The sequence below is a fragment of the Bradyrhizobium sp. Ken01 genome (genome assembly GCF_055807355.1).
The window spans coordinates 1-387 of sequence record NZ_JBVVPC010000164.1 but is presented as its reverse complement, the minus strand read 5'-3'; the positions used below and the strand labels follow the sequence as shown (position 1 = coordinate 387).

The 387-nt window shown below is 63.3% G+C and carries 1 pseudogene; it reads left to right on the top strand.

Features of this window, described 5'->3' with window-relative positions:
- Positions 1 to 243 precede the first annotated feature (243 nt).
- Positions 244 to 387 (top strand): annotated as a pseudogene (locus AC0L3S_RS39195) (pyridoxal-5'-phosphate-dependent protein); the annotation flags it as partial.

The following is a 387-nucleotide window of genomic DNA, read 5'->3' as shown; positions in this document are numbered from 1 at the left end:
CCCTACGAGGGGGAGATTGTCAGCTTCATTAGGTGTGCCCCTTCTTCATCGTTGGAAATTGGCGAAAGCGGATACTCAGCCGATCTCCCCACCCGTGGGGAGATGTCCGGCAGGCCAGAGGGGGGCGTGCAGCCGAGGCGTTGGCGACCGCCTCGCTAAACCTTGTAACGGTCACATTTTTCCCATGGTGCGCCGCCTCCCTTTGCGGGCATCATGGAAAGACCCCTGTCCACTGGACCTCACATGACCGCCACCACCCCTCCCGGCATCGCCGACATCCACGCCGCCGCCGCGCGTCTCGCCGGCCTGATCGTCGAAACCCCGTTGATCGAATCGCAGGAGCTGAACAAGCGCTTCGGCGGCCGCATCCTGTTCAAGCCGGAGACG